General features: G+C 66.4%; 11 protein-coding genes. 2 read left to right on the plus strand and 9 right to left on the minus strand.

Annotated features, from left to right (window positions below; all coding sequences use genetic code 11):
- Positions 1–129 precede the first annotated feature (129 nt).
- Complete coding sequence (locus ACGF7Y_RS34485) at positions 130–405, minus strand: hypothetical protein (RefSeq protein ID WP_393241528.1); 276 nt, start codon at positions 403–405, stop codon at positions 130–132.
- Entirely contained in the window at positions 386–5,188 is a 4,803-nt protein-coding gene (locus ACGF7Y_RS34490) for an FHA domain-containing protein (RefSeq protein WP_393241530.1), read from the minus strand. Before ACGF7Y_RS34490 ends, ACGF7Y_RS34485 begins: the two co-directional genes overlap by 20 nt.
- Positions 5,189–5,520: 332 nt before the next feature.
- Here ACGF7Y_RS34490 and ACGF7Y_RS34495 point away from each other — a divergent pair, with 332 nt between their 5' ends.
- Both ACGF7Y_RS34495 and ACGF7Y_RS34500 read left to right on the plus strand, forming a co-directional pair.
- Complete coding sequence (locus tag ACGF7Y_RS34495) at positions 5,521–7,227, plus strand: WXG100 family type VII secretion target (protein WP_393241533.1); 1,707 nt, start codon at positions 5,521–5,523, stop codon at positions 7,225–7,227.
- Positions 7,228–7,313: 86 nt separating this feature from the next.
- A complete protein-coding gene (locus ACGF7Y_RS34500) occupies positions 7,314–7,955 on the plus strand; it encodes a hypothetical protein (RefSeq protein ID WP_393241536.1) in 642 nt (213 codons plus the stop codon).
- A gap of 118 nt (positions 7,956–8,073) precedes the next feature.
- Here ACGF7Y_RS34500 and tuf read toward each other — a convergent pair whose 3' ends face one another.
- From tuf to hppD, 7 genes are all read right to left on the minus strand, one after another.
- Positions 8,074–9,264: an elongation factor Tu gene (gene tuf, locus ACGF7Y_RS34505; RefSeq protein WP_043732954.1), complete on the minus strand. Its 1,191-nt coding sequence runs from the start codon at positions 9,262–9,264 to the stop codon at positions 8,074–8,076.
- A gap of 99 nt (positions 9,265–9,363) precedes the next feature.
- On the minus strand, positions 9,364–11,466 hold the full coding sequence (gene fusA, locus ACGF7Y_RS34510; RefSeq protein ID WP_393241538.1) for an elongation factor G: 2,103 nt from the start codon (positions 11,464–11,466) through the stop codon (positions 9,364–9,366).
- 137 nt (positions 11,467–11,603) lie between these two features.
- On the minus strand, positions 11,604–12,074 hold the full coding sequence (gene rpsG / locus ACGF7Y_RS34515) for a 30S ribosomal protein S7 (RefSeq protein ID WP_014353063.1): 471 nt from the start codon (positions 12,072–12,074) through the stop codon (positions 11,604–11,606).
- 1 nt (position 12,075) lies between these two features.
- Positions 12,076–12,450: a 30S ribosomal protein S12 gene (gene rpsL / locus ACGF7Y_RS34520; RefSeq protein WP_039801925.1), complete on the minus strand. Its 375-nt coding sequence runs from the start codon at positions 12,448–12,450 to the stop codon at positions 12,076–12,078.
- A 341-nt stretch (positions 12,451–12,791) separates the two neighbouring features.
- A complete protein-coding gene (locus ACGF7Y_RS34525) occupies positions 12,792–13,346 on the minus strand; it encodes a DUF3558 domain-containing protein (RefSeq protein WP_393241542.1) in 555 nt (184 codons plus the stop codon).
- A 10-nt stretch (positions 13,347–13,356) separates the two neighbouring features.
- Complete coding sequence (locus ACGF7Y_RS34530) at positions 13,357–13,926, minus strand: DUF3558 domain-containing protein (protein ID WP_393241545.1); 570 nt, start codon at positions 13,924–13,926, stop codon at positions 13,357–13,359.
- Between the two features lie 22 nt (positions 13,927–13,948).
- On the minus strand, positions 13,949–15,151 hold the full coding sequence (gene hppD / locus ACGF7Y_RS34535) for a 4-hydroxyphenylpyruvate dioxygenase (RefSeq protein WP_357962557.1): 1,203 nt from the start codon (positions 15,149–15,151) through the stop codon (positions 13,949–13,951).
- Between the last annotated feature and the right edge of the window lie 150 nt (positions 15,152–15,301).

A 15,301-nucleotide genomic window follows, 5' to 3' on the forward strand; every position in this document is an offset into this window, starting at 1 on the left:
CTGGCTAATCGCAATGAGAACGCGCGCGGCGCCGACGGTGCGGCAACTCGAGCGGATCGCGAGGGGCATACCCTGCCCATGGCGACCGGCCACTCGCCCAATGTTTTGCGTGCCCTGCCGAGGGCACAGCTACTCGCCGCCGAGGTCCATCCCGTCCAATCCTGCTTCCCGCAGGATGCGAGCCAAGGTGTCTTCGTCTACCGGACGCTCCGGGGGCTCCGACTCCGAGACCGGGTTTTCTCTCGCGACCGGGAGCATCTCGTCGTAACCGGGGTCGCCGGGATGGAATTCCTCGAAGCCGCTGTAGAAGACGCCGTCTTCGGTCCGGCCGCGCAAGTGGACGAGAATCGTCTCGCCGTCCTCGGCGAGCATGGGCGGGCTGGTGTCATCCGAATACGCCGTCAAAATAATCCTTCAGCCGGTTCGCGAGTTGCTGGTCACCGAGAGCGAAATCGCGAAGCTGCTTCGGACCGTGCAGCCATGCCGAAAACGCCTCGCCGAACGCTTCGCTGGGTGAATCGTAATAACTGTTCCACTGTTTACTCTTGCCGATGGACTGGAGCATCGCCGAGTGCAGGTCGCGCCACCCCTGCGAATCGCTGAGCCATTTTCCACCGGTGCCGTACGCCGCGTCCACGGCATGCCCGAATTCGTGCAGGACCACGTTGAGGCTACCGCCCCGCCCGCCGGAGTTGATCACGATACGCCGCGGGCCGCCCAGGTAGACGCCTCGCACGGTGTTCCAACTCGTCCCGGGTTTGCGGCCGTACGGGGTGCTGCCTGCCAGGCTTTCCGTACCGGGCAATTCGAGCAGCGGGCGATGTCCGATGACGATCCCGCCCCCGGGAACCGCGTTCATGTGCTCGCTGACCCGCGCGTAGATATGGCTGGGCACGCGAGCGATGTCCTGGACCATCCGCAACGTCTCGGGTGTCCGATCGATGATGTTCACGAACGCGCCGCCGTCGGGAGGCGGATAGGCGACGACGAACTCGAACGCGTCCGCCAGCCGCACGCTGTCGCCCGGATGCAGCATGACCTTCGTCCCCGGCTGGACCTCTTTCCCATTGACGTAGGTGCCGTTCGTCGATCCTTCGTCACGGATCCAGACCCGGCCGGAGGGGTAGACGCCGAGACTGGCGTGCCGACGGGATATCGCGTTGGTGTTGGACAGCCTGTCGGGCAGTTCCGCACTGTCCCGGCCGAGCAGCAGCGGCTCGCCACCACGCGCCAAGTCGAGGGACACGTCGCCGTGTACGTTGTTCAGCTTCACCGGCAGGGCGCGCGGAGCGCTTTCCCGGATGCCGTCCTCGAATCGCGCCGCCCCCACCCAATCGCCGAGGCGAATTCGGTCGCCTGGGCGCAGGCGCACCGGCACGTCCGGATCGACCTTGACGTTGTCGACCCAGGTCCCTCTGGTCGAGTTCTCGTCGCGTAAATACACGTCGCCGTACTCGTCGCGGTAGATGGTGGCGTGCCGGCGCGACACCGTCGTGTTCTCGGCGAGATGATCCGCCATCGGCGAATCCTGCCCACGGCCGATCACCAACTCCTCGCCTCGCCGCAGGCTGAGCGGGGGCAGACTCTCGTCGTCGGACAATCTCAACTGCAGCGGCGCTTCTTCGCCCACCTGGAGTCTGCTGGACACCTCGCCGAAGGTCACCTTGTCTCCGGGGTTCAGGTACCGCTTCTCCCCCGCCGGGATGGTCTCGTCGTTGACCTTGGTTCCGATCCAGCTGTCTCCGTCCGGGTCGCGCACCCAGATACGACCGTCGAGATCGCGCCCGACGACGACTTCCCTGCCCGGCCTTCCGATCACCATCGCATGACCGTTGAGCGCACTGGTGTCGACGGACACCTCCTGGCCCGGTGCGAGGCGTATCGGAAGCTTGCGCTTGAAGGGGTCGAAATGCAGTTCGGCAGGTGGATGCTGGGTCGGCGCCTGGCCGCCGATGCGGGCGGTGCCGACGTAATCCGGACCGATTCCCAGATTGTCGCCTTCGGTGAGGGTCACCCTTTGGTTCGGAGCGATCCTGTCCCCGTTGACCCATACCCCTTCGGAACCCGGGTGGTCCCGGATCCACAGGCGGCCGTCGTAGTCCATGCCGAGCGTCGCGTGTCGTTCGCCGACACTGGGGATCCCGCGCAACTGAGACGCGAACGGCGAACTCTCGTCGGTGCCGATCACGACCGTTTCTCCCGGCGCGAGCCGCACCGGTGTCGCGTCCGTGCCACTTCCGATTCGCACATGGACCGGATCGACCTCGATCGCCACATCCGCCGGGATGAATTGCGCCGTGCTGTCATACCAGCCGAGGCGTAATTCGTCTCCTGGCTCCAGCACCCGGCGCTCGCCGCTGCCGAGTCGATCGCCGTTGACTCGGGTGCCGTTGCTGGAATCAGCGTCCCGGATCCATACCCGGCCGTCCTCATCCATGCCGACAAACGCGTGCCGTCGCGAGATACTCTCGCGCCCCGGCGCTTCGGGGTACACCATCGCACGACCGATCTCGATCTCCCGGCCGCGGTGAAGCTTCAGAACGGGTCCGTCATCGCCGAACAGTCGCACTTCGACCATTTGACGCTGGAACGTGACGCCGAGTTCCAGGTCGCGACTGAACATGACGTCTTGGCCGTCGTATATCCGCACCCAGCGACCGTCGGTCAGCTGTTTGCCGTCGACGAAGGTGCCGTTCATCGAGTTGTCGTCTCGAAGCAGGACATGGCCTTGCTCGTCCACCGTTATCGTCGCGTGGCGGCGCGAAACTCGCTCGCCGGCCATGTGTTCCAGCAGCGCGCCGTCACCACGACCGAGCACGTACTCCTGGCCTGGAATCAGGCGAAGCCGAAGGCGCGCGTTGTCGGGGCCGGTCAGCACCATGTCGACGTAGCCACCGTCGGGATGGCGGTAGTGCTGAGTGAATCCGGCGGGAGGGGCGTCCGCCGCCAGCCGGTATCCGTCCTGGCTCGCCGGTTGGTCGTGTAGCTCGACCCGCGGCTGCGGCCGTGTCGGCGGGCCGTCATACGTCGGTTCGTCGGTCCGCGCGCGAGGCGTCGGATCGTTGGGCGTCGCCGGAGTCTCATCGGCCGCCGATTGCCGCCCGGCCGGGTTCACCTCATCGACCGGAGGGCGCGGACTCGACTCGTCCGGAACCCGCGAATCGTTCCGCACCGGCGGCCGACCATCCGAGGCCACCTCGTCGACCGGGACCCGCGGCGTCAACTCCTCCTGCCGCATGAGCGGGCCATCGGCATTCCGTGGCAGCGGTGGCGGCTGGTCACTGCGTCCGCGTGGCGCGACAGCCGAGCCGCCGACCTCGTTACCGCGCGCTGTGGGCGGCCTGCCGTTGCGCCCATACACGTCGGTCACGGGCGGCCGGTCTTGTCGTGGCGTGACGGACACCGCACGCCCGTCACCAGGGACCATTCCCGGCGCAGAGCCGGGGGACTGCGGTGACACGGGCGGCAGGACCCCACGCCCGGCGTCACCACCGCCACCCGCGGCATGGTCCTCCAACGCGGTCATCCGCTGGAGCATGCCGTCGTACCAGTCCCGGTGGCCCGCGGCGTGGAAGACCGGGCTCAGCTCTTCGACCCGCTGCCGGATCTCGTGCAGTTCCGGGCGTGTGAGAGCGTGGTCGTTCCACAGGATTTCGAGGTTGTCTCCGTAGCGCAGGAAGTTCTCCGCGAAGGGCCCGACGACATACTGCGCGTCGGGGAAGTTCTCGAATGCGCGGCTGTGGTCTATTCCCCATACGTTCCCGGCCGGGTCGACCATCCAGTTGTCCCCATTGCGATCGGGCATGCGTATCAGCACGTCCATGACGCCCTGGCGCATTCCCCCAGGACCGCTGAGTACCTCTGTTGGGTACGCTCTTCGCGGATACGTCTCCGCCGCCACCGTGCCGGGCACGACCTCCATGTAGACGTGGTCGCCGATGACATGCACCGCGGGCACCCGCGCGCCCACCGCGTCGCCGACCAGCGAGCTCAGGAATTCCGCGTGCGCGTGCTGCGGATCGGAGACCACCTTGTGGATCACCTCGGTGCCGTCGTGGAAGACGAGTCGCTCCACCACTTTCGCCGATTTGCCTTCGGCGCTGAATCGCTCGATCGTCTCCACCCGCGGTGGTTCACCCGAACCCAACAGCTCGTTGACGCGTGACGCGAATTCCCAGTGGCGCAGACCGAGTCGAGATGCGTCGCTTTCCGAACGCACCGCGTTGCGGCCTGCGGTGTGGACTCGGATCGCACTACCCGCCGCGCCGACGAACCCGCTGCCGAAGCCGGTGATCGCGGATTCGCGAACCATCTTGAACAGATCACCGAGGCTGTGGATCTCGTCCATGTGGATCAACACCGAGGGCACCGCACCGGCCAGACCACCCGCGAGGCCACCCGCGCCGCCGAGCAACATCGTGCCGCCCAAGTGCGCGGCGAGCCGGCCGGAGGTACCGACCGCTCTGCCGCGCGTCCAGCCGAGCACACGCGGCGCGAGCCTGCGGCCGACCTCCGCACCAGCCACGCCGCCGACCACACCACCGAGAAGCATTTCCAAGAAGGCGCCCGTGTCGAACTTGTCGCGCACCCCGTCCTTCAGGTCCCACAGCTGTGCCCCACCACTGATCGCGGCACTGGTCAGAAGACCGATCTTCGCCGCGTGCACAGCGGTGTGCAGCGCGGCTCGTTGCGCCGCGCCCGCGACCGCCCGCTCGCCCACCTCCGCGGCCAGTCGCGCAGCCGCGGCGGCCATCGCCTGCTCGGCCTCGATCCGATCGATCAGCGCCTTCGCGCCACCGCCTTGGAAGAACAGCAGCGCGTCATAGGCCAATTGAGCCGCCAGCGCGATTCCCATCGCGATCAGGAGATGCTGCGTCTGCACAGCCGAATCGGCGACGTCGTGGCACTGTTTGCCCAGGCTCTGACACACCGCCGCCTGATCACGCATGGATTTCACGACCACACGGTGGCGTTCGGTGAGCGCCGTCGACGTGGCGCCCTCAACGGCCTGCTCGGTACCCGCAGCCTCGGTCTCGTATCGGTCTGCCGAGTTGTTCAATTCACCGGACGCCACCAGGTACGCGTCCCCGTTACGACGCATTCCATCGACGTCGGTCTCCGGCCAGTGGCCGAGGACCAATTCCCGCACAGCCGAGGGCACCTCGGCCAGCAAACCGCTCGAATCCATCGCAGCTTGCCTCCCGGCACCCTCACAGTCGCTGCGAGACTATCTAGACATACCGGACTGCGCTAACCATTCCCAACATTGGCGATAGTCCCGATCAGGAGAGATATCGGCCGAGAGGCATCGCGGCACGGTGACGAATTATTGAGAATGCAACTACTGCACGAGACAGCGATTCGAACCCTTATCTCCGAACCCAGCATTCCGCCAGACAATACTTTTCGGGGCCCGGGAAGGTGGCCGCGATTCAACGCTCCGTGCGGCGGCAGTCTCACCGTAGGCGACAATGCGACCGCGGTGCCGCGACAATGGATCGCAGTGCGTAGGGAGAAGGTGTGGGCGAGAAGTTTTCGGTCGACCCGGATAAGTTGCGCGATCACGCACCGCGGTTCGACCAGATCGGAGCGGATGTGGCGGCTACCGTGCGGAAGCTGCGCACTGCCCTGGCGGGGGAAGGCGAACCCTGGGGCAGGGACGATGCCGGCCACGCGTTCGCCGAATCCTACGTTCCGGAATACCAACGGACGATGACCGACTTGAACAGCCTCGTCGAGGCGCTCCAGCAGGCCGGCACCGATCTGCGCCACCTCGCGGAAAACTTCGAGAACCAGGACCGGGCCATCGGGCAGCGTATCCACAACGCCGCCAATGGAATCGGGAACGATCCGGCCGCGCTTCCAGTGCGCGTCGACGCCGGCCCCACCCATCGGCTCGACCCCAGCACTGCGGACGTACCCACCGCCGCCGTGCAGCCGTTCGCGGGATCTCCCGCGCCCACTGCGGCCGTCACGTCGCCGGCGCCGAGACAACCGGCTTCCGCCGCCGGCTCACCGGCCGAGCGGGCACCGCTCTCGTCGGCGCCGCCCGCTCGAACCCCGGGCACACCCGGCAACGAGCCCGCCTCCGGTCAGCGGCCGGGCCAGGCCGAGGGGAATCCGAACGGCGCCGACCATCGCGGCACCGAGCAACCGGGCTCACCCGGCCCGAGCGTGAACCCGGCTCATCGGGCGGATGCCGCGCTCACCCGGCCCGCACCGGACAATCGGCCGTCGTCGCCGTGGACGAGGGCCAACGCCGAAACGAGGCAAGCCGCCGCCTCGCGGGCCGCCGCCACGCCATCCGCCGCGAAGCAATCCGGCGCGCCGGGGTCGAGCACGCCGTGGTCCAACACCGCAGGTCGACCCCCGAGAGTGTCCGCCCCGGACGCGGGCACACCCGGTTCTCCGCCGCGCATGCCCGGCCGACCCACCGCACGACCGGACCAGAAAGACGAGAAACCGGACCGGAAGGTGAACGCCTCCGGCGAGTCGGTCGCGGCCCGTCTGGCCAGAGAACTGGCCGAGCGTCACGGCGTGCGAGCCTTCGGCTTCGACACTCCGGGTGTAGCGGTAGAGGTACTGACCGAGATCGTCGCCGCAGTGGACGACGTACTGCCGCGATACCCGCAGATAGCCCTGCGCTCCATCGGGATCGAGGAACTGAATGACGGTGAAACGGCTCTGCTGGAATGGGATTCGGTCACCGCGCCGGACGCAACGCGCGACTCCGATGGCGCTCCCGATCAGCACCTTCCGGGGGCAGCCGAAACGCTGCACACCGCACGTATCGTGCTGGCGCTGCATGCTGCCACCGACCCCCAGCAATTGCAGCAAACCGTCGCCACGGCCGATAATGCGGGCCTGCTCGCACCGGGATGCGCACGGCGGCCGGTGTACTCGTCGATCGTGCGAGAACTCGGCAGAGCGCTCGACGGGGCAGGCCGCTTCCGTGCTCGCGACGCCGCGCGACGTGCGCTGCTCACGGCGTATCTGCCGCAGCTGAATCCGGAGGACAAGAGCTCGCTGAATCGCACGGTGTCCGGCTTCCAGGAATGGCGGTCGCGGTTGAGCGGCCACAGCTTCGACCGCGGGCGGTTTCAGCCCGCCGCCGCGCTCGCCGAGGCATTCACCGACGTCGTCCTCAACGCCACACAGGCCGCACCGCCCGCGCAGGTGCTGCACCACCTGCTGGTCACCACCGCGAACTCCCCCGCACCCCGTTGATCACCGCGGTCATGAGAATGCCGGGCGCGCGACGGCCCGGACCGCGAAGGCGAATTCGACTGCGGCGCAGAGATACTGTGAGCAGCATGCGATGGATGGTTGCGGTGGGATTGGTGCTGCTGCTGGGTGGCTGCGCGCACACCACGACGGGAAGGCCGCATCCGGTAGCGGGGGCCTCGCAGTCGGGCGCGCCGGAGAAGGCCGGAGACCTGCGAGATCGGATCGCCTGGGTTCGGCAAGGTACACCGGTTGATCTCAGCGGCTTTCACTCGGCTCGGATCGACGGCGGTCCGGTGACCGACCTGCGGGACGATATCGCGTTCGTCAGCCCAACCCGCAAGATCAGTTGTATCACCGGGACCGCGCTGGAAATGGACGGATTCGACTGCATGGTCAGCCTGACGGACCCGGTCCCCGCGCCGGGTGCGGGCTACGGCCAGTGGTTCGGCGGGTATGTGTCCTACTCCGGTCAGCGATTGACCGTGGGCCGGTTCCGTGGTGATCCAGGGCTTTTCATCAACGGCGAGGGCGCGACGTTGCCGTATGACAGCACCGTCGCCTTCGGCGCGTACCTCTGCCGCCTCGCGACGACAGGCCTCACCTGCGTGAACCCCACTACGGGCAGTGGCGTCCAACTGAGCAGTGAAGGCGTCGTTCCGCTCGGCTGCCTGCGCGAACTACCGGATGCGGAGCGCGAATCGGCTGTCGGCCGCGCTTACGCCTGCTGAGCTGTAGCACCCGATACCGCGTATCGGCGCTCGGCGCATCTGCACAGCCGTTCGCCCCCTGAAAACGCGAACGGCGCCGCCCCTTTCGGAGCGGCGCCGTTCCCAGCGATTCAGTGAATCACTTGATGATCTTCGTGACGCGACCGGCGCCGACGGTGCGGCCACCCTCGCGGATCGCGAAGCGCAGACCCTCGTCCATGGCGACCGGCTGGATCAGCTTGACGGTCATCTCGGTGTTGTCACCGGGCATAACCATCTCGGTGCCCTCGGGCAGGGTCACAACGCCCGTCACGTCAGTCGTACGGAAGTAGAACTGCGGACGGTAGTTGTTGAAGAACGGGGTGTGGCGGCCGCCCTCGTCCTTCGACAGGATGTACGCCTGGCCCTCGAACTCGGTGTGCGGGGTGGTGGTGCCCGGCTTCACGACGACCTGGCCGCGCTCCACGTCCTCACGCTTGATACCACGAACCAGCAGGCCGACGTTGTCGCCCGCCTGGCCCTGGTCGAGCAGCTTGCGGAACATCTCGATACCGGTGACCGTGGTCTTGGTCTTGTCCGGACGGATGCCGACGATCTCGACTTCCTCGTTCACGTTGATCACGCCACGCTCGACGCGACCGGTGACGACGGTGCCACGACCGGTGATCGTGAACACGTCCTCGACCGGCATCAGGAACGGCTTGTCGGTCTCACGAACCGGGTCCGGGATGGACTCGTCCACCGCGGCCATCAGCTCCAGCACCGACTCCGACCACTTCGGGTCGCCCTCGAGCGCCTTCAGACCGGAGACCCGCACGACCGGCGCGTCCTCGTCGAACTCCTGCGAGGCCAGCAGTTCGCGGACCTCCATCTCGACGAGCTCGAGGATCTCCTCGTCGTCGACCATGTCGGCCTTGTTCAGCGCGACCAGGATGTAGGGCACGCCGACCTGACGGGCGAGCAGCACGTGCTCACGGGTCTGCGGCATCGGGCCGTCGGTGGCGGCGACCACGAGGATGGCACCGTCCATCTGCGCCGCACCGGTGATCATGTTCTTGATGTAGTCGGCGTGACCCGGCGCGTCGACGTGCGCGTAGTGGCGCTTCTCCGTCTGGTACTCGACGTGGGAGATGTTGATCGTGATACCACGAGCCTTCTCCTCCGGCGCCTTGTCGATCTGATCGAACGCGAAGCTCTCGTTCAGATCCGGGTACTTGTCAGCCAGCACCTTGGTGATCGCTGCGGTCAGCGTGGTCTTGCCGTGGTCGACGTGACCGATGGTGCCGATGTTGACGTGCGGCTTCGTCCGCTCGAACTTCGCCTTCGCCACTGTTTGTCCTCCTGGACTTGTTGGTGCGTGCAGTTGCAGCAGTGCGGGGTCATCCCCGCGGACACGGGGAAAGGGGTATTACAAACGCCCGGGAGCCATTTACTCGCCGGTCGCCTTGGCGATGATCTCCTTCGACACGTTGGCCGGAACCTCCGCGTACGAGTCGAACACCATGGAGTAGTTCGCCCGGCCCTGGGTCTTCGACCGCAGGTCACCGATGTAACCGAACATCTCCGAGAGCGGAACCAGCGCCTTGACGACACGGGCACCACTGCGTTCCTCCATGGCCTGGATCTGACCACGGCGGGAGTTCAGGTCGCCGATCACATCGCCCATGTAGTCCTCGGGCGTGGTGACCTCGACCGCCATCAGCGGCTCGAGGATCACCGGACCGGCCTTGCGAGCCGCTTCCTTGAGCGCCTGCGCACCTGCGATCTTGAACGCCATTTCCGACGAGTCGACGTCGTGGTAGGCACCGTCGAGCAGCGTGACCTTCATGTTCACCAGCGGGTAGCCGGCGAGCACACCGTACTGCATGGCGTCCTGGGCGCCCGCGTCCACCGAAGGGATGTATTCCTTCGGCACACGGCCACCGGTGACCTTGTTCTCGAATTCGTAATGCGCGCCGTCTTCGCCGACGAACGGCTCGAGCGCGATGATCACCTTCGCGAACTGGCCGGAACCACCGGTCTGCTTCTTGTGCGTGAACTCGAGCTTCTCGACCTTCTTGGTGATCGTCTCGCGGTAGGCCACCTGCGGCTTACCGACGTTCGCCTCGACCTTGAACTCGCGCCGCATGCGGTCGACCAGGATGTCGAGGTGGAGCTCGCCCATACCGCCGATGACGGTCTGGCCGGTCTCCTGGTCGAGCTTGACCGAGAAGGTCGGGTCCTCTTCGGACAGGCGCTGGATCGCGGTGCCCAGCTTCTCCTGGTCGGACTTGGTCTTCGGCTCGATCGAGACCTCGATGACCGGGTCCGGGAAGGTCATGGACTCGAGCACGATCTGGTTCTGCGGATCGCACAGGGTGTCACCGGTGGTGGTGTCCTTCAGGCCGATGACCGCGTAGATGTGGCCCGCCGAGGCGGCGCCGACCGGGTTCTCCTTGTTGGAGTGCATCTGGAACAGCTTGCCCAGACGCTCCTTCTTGCCCTTGGTCGAGTTGATGACCTGGGCGCCGGAGTCGACCTTGCCGGAGTACACCCGAACGTAGGTCAGCTTGCCGAAGAACGGGTGCACCGCGATCTTGAACGCCAGGGCCGCGAACGGCTCGTCGGCGCTCGGCTTGCGAGTGAGCAGCTCCTCTTCCTTGCCGGGCACGTGGCCGGTGGTGGCCTCCACGTCCAGCGGCGAGGGCAGGTAGTCGATGACCGCGTCCAGCATGGGCTGCACGCCCTTGTTCTTGAACGCGGAGCCGCACAGCACCGGGTAGAGCTCGGAGGTCACCGTCAGCTTGCGGATGGCGCCCTTGATCTCCTCGATGGTCAGCTCTTCGCCGCCGAAGAACTTCTCCAGCAGCGCCTCGTCCGACTCGGCGACGGTCTCGAGCAGCTCCTGGCGGTACTGCTCGGCCTTCTCCTTCAGGTCGTCCGGGATCTCGACGACCTCGTACTGCTCACCGAGCTTGGTCTCGCCGCGCCAGACCTTCGCGTTGTTCTCGACCAGGTCGATGATGCCCTCGAAGGTGTCCTCCGCGCCGATCGGCAGCTGGATGACCAGCGGCTTGGCGCCGAGGCGGTCCTTGATGGTCTGCACGGTGAAGTAGAAGTCCGCACCGAGCTTGTCCATCTTGTTGACGAAGCAGATCCGCGGCACGTCGTACTTGTCCGCCTGACGCCACACCTGCTCGGACTGCGGCTCGACGCCTTCCTTGCCGTCGAACACCGCGACGGCGCCGTCGAGCACGCGCAGCGACCGCTCCACCTCCACGGTGAAGTCGACGTGCCCGGGGGTGTCGATGATGTTGATCTGGTTGTCTTTCCAGAAGCACGTGGTAGCCGCGGAGGTGATGGTGATACCACGCTCCTGCTCCTGCTCCATCCAGTCCATCGTGGCGGCGCCGTCGTGGACCTCACCGATCTTGTAGGTGATGCCGGTGTAGAAGAGGATGCGTTCGGTTGTGGTCGTCTTGCCCGCATCGATGTGGGCCATGATGCCGATGTTGCGGACCTTGTTCAGGTCGGTGAGCACGTCCTGTGCCACGGAAATCTTCCCCGCTCGTAGCTAGTTGGGATTATCGGGGACGACCCTGTGGTCGCCTCTATGTCAACGCCGGACGCGGCCGGTGAGTGCCGCGTTCCGGCTGTGCCTCCCGACCCAGACGGCGGGCCGGGTAGACGTCACCAGCGGTAGTGCGCGAAGGCCCGGTTGGACTCGGCCATCTTGTGGGTGTCCTCGCGACGCTTGACCGAGGCGCCGAGGCCGTTGCTGGCGTCGAGCAGTTCGTTGGCCAGGCGCTCGACCATGGTCTTCTCCCGGCGCGCACGCGAGAAGTTGACCAGCCAGCGCAGGGCCAGGGTGTTGGCGCGGCCCGGACGGACCTCGACCGGAACCTGGTAGGTGGCGCCACCGACGCGGCGGGGCTTCACCTCCAGCGACGGCTTGACGTTGTCCAGCGCGCGCTTGAGGGTGACGACCGGGTCGGTGCCGGTCTTCTCCCGCGCCTGCTCCAGCGCACCGTAGACGATGCGCTCGGCGGTGGACTTCTTACCGTCCAGCAGGATCTTGTTGACCAGCTGAGTAACCAGCGGCGAACCGTAGACCGGGTCGTTGATCAGCGGACGCTTGGGTGCGGGGCCCTTGCGTGGCATATCAGCTCTTCTCCTTCTTGGCGCCGTAACGGCTGCGGGCCTGCTTGCGGTTCTTCACACCCTGAGTGTCGAGCGAGCCGCGGATGATCTTGTAGCGGACACCGGGAAGGTCCTTCACACGACCGCCGCGCACGAGCACCATGGAGTGCTCCTGCAGGTTGTGCCCCTCGCCCGGGATGTAGGCCGTGACCTCGACCGAGCTGGTCAGGCGAACACGCGCGACCTTGCGCAGCGCGGAGTTCGGCTTCTTCGGGGTCGTGGTGTACACGCGGGTGCACACGCCACGACGCTGCGGGCTCCCCTTCAGGGCCGCGGTCTTCGTCTTGGCGACCTTGTCGCGGCGACCCTTGCGGACCAGCTGGTTGATGGTTGGCATAGACCGGCTTTCCTTATTAGTTAACGCGGTGTGTGGACTTCATGTCTGTTTTAAGTTCGCGGCGCTCCCGGGGCCCTTCGCAGAGGCAAGCTTCCGCTTCGGGCCCGTCGTTCACACCGCTGTTATCGAGCTTTCACTCGCACGTCCGGCCACGTTTCTCGCGTCCCGAGGTCGGGCGTGTCGCGCGCGGCGCGGAGCCCTGATTCCGGGCACGCTGGAGTCGTCGGCCGCTTTCGCTGGCCTACGGTCACGCACGAACTTGCCCGCAAGCTTCCGGGCACAGCGATCCACGATACCCGTGGCCGGGACACAGGGTCAAAGCGGGTCGGTTCGAGGATCGTCTACCTGGCCAGGTTCAGGGTCATTTCCATCAGCTTCTTCGCCGCGTCGCACGGATCGGGGTGGCCCGAGCCGGGCCGGTAGTTGATCCACCAGCCGATCACGCCGTTGTCCGGCGCACTCGCCGTCACACCGCAGGAGTCCGGGTCCTTCGGCCTGCGGATCTGCAATGCCAGCGAACTCTGGATAGTGATGTTGGTGGTTTCGTAGCCGAGCTTGCTGTTCGTCTGCTTCTCGTTGCTCAGCGTCCCGTTCTCGTACCAGTTGAGCGTGGCCATCCCATTACCGCCGGGCGCGCCGATCAGGTCCCACATGCAGACGGCGCCGAAAAACGAGTCGCTGACCTGGACGCCCCCGCCGATCGCCTCGCCGATCTGGTCGTGGGAGAGGATCTCGCATTCCCGCAGCAGCTTGTCCAGCCTGGTGTTGACCGGCTGGCTTCCGCCCACGGGCTGCGCGTCCCCGGAGATCACCTGGCCGCACCCGACCGCGAACAACGCGAGGGCCACCGCGGCGGCGGCCGCGCCGCGCCTGCACAGGTCTCGGCCGACGTTCACTCGCCACCCCTCACTGAAGCCGTTGCAGAGTCAGCTCGGCCAGAGCGCGGCTCCGGTCGCACGGATTGCCGGACACCGCGCCGAACGAGCCGATGTTGGTTGACCACTCGAAGAAATCGTCGCCGAGCTGCACCGCCAGATCGCAGATCACACCGCTGGGATCCAAAGCGGCGAAGCCATCTCGCCCACCCACTTTTATCGGATCGGGCGCGCGGCCGTTGACGGTCACCCACGCCCGTTCCCGTTCGATGGGGCTGCCTCGGTAGGAAGCGAATGTGATACTCGGCGAACCGATTCCGGCCGACTGCCAGTTGCAGCCGACCGCGTTGCGGAACACCCCGGAGATCCGGCCGAGACCACCGAGATTGCGCACCTCGTCGTCGGTCACGTGACCACACTCCCCGACGAACGGTCCGAGCGCCACCACTTTCGGCGCCGGACGGGACGGACCCGAGTCCTCGGTCTCCTCCCCCGAACCGCAACCCGCCAGTGCGAGCACCAAGGCTGCCGTGATGCCGACTGCCGACTTGATCCGCATGAAAAGAACTCTACCGACGCACTCGCCGAAGATGCTCGACAAGATCACCCGCCCCGATCACCGATCACAGATTGCCCCTGGCCTCCTGCTCGCGTTCGATCGCCTGGAACAGGGCTTTGAAATTGCCCTTGCCGAAGCCGAGGGAGCCGTGGCGCTCGATCAGCTCGAAGAAGACCGTGGGGCGGTCGGTGAGCGGCCTGGTGAAGATCTGCAACAGGTAACCGTCCTCGTCGCGGTCGACCAGAATGCCACGGCGCTGGAGTTCTTCGACCGGGACGCGGACCCGGCCGATGCGGGCGCGTAGTTCCGGGTCCTCGTAATAAGCGGCGGGTGTCTCCAGGAATTCGACGCCCTCCCGGCGCAAGGCGTCCACGCAGGTCAAAATGTCGCCGGTGGCGAGCGCGATGTGCTGGACGCCGGGGCCTCGGTAGAACTCCAGATACTCGTCGATCTGCGAGCGCTTCTTGCCGACGGCCGGCTCGTTGAGGGGGAACTTCACCCGGTGGTTTCCGTTGGCGACGACCTTGCTCATCAGCGCCGAGTACTCGGTGGCGATGTCGTCGCCGACGAATTCGGCCATGTTCGTGAATCCCATGACCCGCCGGTAGAACTCGACCCACTCGTCCATCTGGCCGAGTTCCACGTTGCCCACGACGTGGTCGATCGCCTGGAACAGCCGGGCGGGCGCGCCGTCGCGCCGTTGATAGTGGGAGCGGCGGGCGACATAGCCGGGCAGGTAGGGCCCGAAGTAGCCGGACCGGTCGACCAAGGTATGCCTGGTCTCGCCATAGGTGGCCAGCGCGGCCGAGCGGACCGTGCCGAAGTCGTCGGTGTCGTCGTGCGGTTCGACCAGTACTTTCGCGCCGTGTGCGCGCGCCCACGCGACACACCGATCGACGTCGGGCACTTCGAGGGCGATGTCGACCACGCCGTCGCCGTGCCGATCGTGGTGGGCGACCAGCGGGCTGTCCGCATGCACCGCTCCGGTGATCACGAAGCGCGCCGCGCCGCTGCGCAGAACGAACGCCTTGTGGTCGCGATTGCCGGTCTCCGGACCCGAATACGCCTCCAACCGCATCCCGAAGGCGGATTCCAGGAAGTGCGCGGTCTGCGTGGCGTTGCCCACCACCCAGACCAGGGCGTCCCACCCGATGACCGGAAACGGGTCACCGCTGTCGTCGTGGTCTACCAACCCCACGAGCGTGCGCAGCTCGCCGTCGCTGGGGACGGCGCCGGACCGGGCGCCCGGCAAGTGCTCGATGGTCATGGACCAAGGAAATCGCCGGGTCCGCCGGATAGGCAACAGCGTCTGATCCCGATAGGCAGGGTGGCGAATTCGTCTAGCAAATAGCGCATGGTGCTGGACAATTTGAATAGCATCGAGGGGACGGGCAGCAAGCCCGGCCCGGTGCTCGAA

This window comes from Nocardia sp. NPDC047654 (assembly GCF_043205035.1).
Lineage (GTDB): Bacteria > Actinomycetota > Actinomycetes > Mycobacteriales > Mycobacteriaceae > Nocardia.

What these genes read in the sequence shown, in the direction of transcription:
- ACGF7Y_RS34500 (WP_393241536.1), top strand. Translation starts at nt 7,314, where the DNA reads ATGCGATGGATGGTTGCGGTGGGATTGGTGCTGCTGCTGGGTGGCTGC.
- ACGF7Y_RS34490 (WP_393241530.1), bottom strand. Translation starts at nt 5,188, where the DNA reads ATGGATTCGAGCGGTTTGCTGGCCGAGGTGCCCTCGGCTGTGCGGGAA.
- hppD (WP_357962557.1), bottom strand. Translation starts at nt 15,151, where the DNA reads ATGACCATCGAGCACTTGCCGGGCGCCCGGTCCGGCGCCGTCCCCAGC.
- rpsG (WP_014353063.1), bottom strand. Translation starts at nt 12,074, where the DNA reads ATGCCACGCAAGGGCCCCGCACCCAAGCGTCCGCTGATCAACGACCCG.
- rpsL (WP_039801925.1), bottom strand. Translation starts at nt 12,450, where the DNA reads ATGCCAACCATCAACCAGCTGGTCCGCAAGGGTCGCCGCGACAAGGTC.